Source organism: Allobosea vaviloviae, from assembly GCF_001298265.1.
GTDB lineage: Bacteria > Pseudomonadota > Alphaproteobacteria > Rhizobiales > Beijerinckiaceae > Allobosea > Allobosea vaviloviae_B.
This window is the reverse complement of the sequence record NZ_LGSZ01000005.1, coordinates 1-972: the sequence shown is the minus strand read 5'-3', so window position 1 is coordinate 972 and position 972 is coordinate 1. Positions and strand designations below refer to the sequence as shown.

The window sequence follows — 972 nt, the reverse complement described above, 5'->3', positions numbered from 1 at the left end:
CGCAGTGCGGCGATGACGTCCTGCGGCGCCTTCAGCATCGTCATGATCATCGAATGGCCTGCCATGCAGTAATGGCAGCGATTGTGATAATTCGAAGTCATCATGACGACCTGAACCTCGACGGGAGTGAGGTTCGTCTTCTCGGTCGCCAGCTTGTAAAGCGTCGAATAGGCCTCATGCGCGGCAGGCGATTCAGCCAGGATTTTATGCAAATTCGGCACGAAACCAAACATGGCCTGCGCGCCATCGATGAAGGGCACAGACGCGGCCGGTGCCGTATTCTTGTCGTGATACGTAAACATGTGCTGTCCTTCTTGCGAGTTGTCTTGAAATCACGCCGGGACGACGTAGCTGGTGATCGTCATGTCGGCAGCCCGGCTGCGCAAAGGAATGAGCACCTGATAGGCCTCGGACGCATGCCAGGCGTTGAGCTCGTCGATGTCGGGAAATTCAATGATGCCGACCATTTGATGCGTCATCGTTCCCGCCAGGGCAGCTACAGCCTTGCCGCGCAACAGCGCCTTGCCGCCGAAAGCCACCAGAGTGGGGCCGACGCTTTGAACATAGGTTTGGTAGGCCTCAGAATCCTTGACGGTGGTTGTGACGATAAAAAATGCTGCCACTTTCGGGCTCCTTCCTGCACGGACGACACAGAGCGCTGAACCGGCCTGCCCTCGACAAGGGCGGGCCGCCGCGTTATGTACAGCGCTGTATAAAACGATCGTTCGATTGTGTCCATGAGTGTACAAAATAAATGTCGAAATCCGGACGGCCCTCGCAATTTGACCGTGACGCCGCGCTCGAGGCGGCGCTTATGGCGTTCTGGCGCGACGGCTATCAGGCGAACTCGGTCAAAGCGCTCTCTGAGCGATTGGGGATCACCCGCTCAAGCTTCTACAATGCCTTCGAGAGCCGCGAGGCCATGTTCATGGAAGCGCTTGAACGCTATCTCGAACGTTCGCCCGACCGCGC

3 protein-coding genes are annotated in these 972 nt (G+C 57.5%); 1 reads left to right on the top strand and 2 read right to left on the bottom strand.

Annotation, left to right across the window (positions count from 1 at the left end):
• Together AE618_RS00210 and AE618_RS28345 are read right to left on the bottom strand one after the other, a co-directional pair.
• The coding region (locus AE618_RS00210; protein ID WP_432704479.1) for a carboxymuconolactone decarboxylase family protein at positions 1-302 on the bottom strand (302 nt) is incomplete at its 3' end.
• 30 nt (positions 303-332) lie between these two features.
• Entirely contained in the window at positions 333-623 is a 291-nt protein-coding gene (locus AE618_RS28345; RefSeq protein ID WP_054207054.1) for a DUF1330 domain-containing protein, read from the bottom strand.
• A 131-nt stretch (positions 624-754) separates the two neighbouring features.
• Here AE618_RS28345 and AE618_RS29205 point away from each other — a divergent pair.
• Positions 755-972, top strand: a 218-nt coding sequence (locus AE618_RS29205; RefSeq protein ID WP_156330024.1) for a TetR/AcrR family transcriptional regulator, incomplete at its 3' end; no start/stop codon positions are given.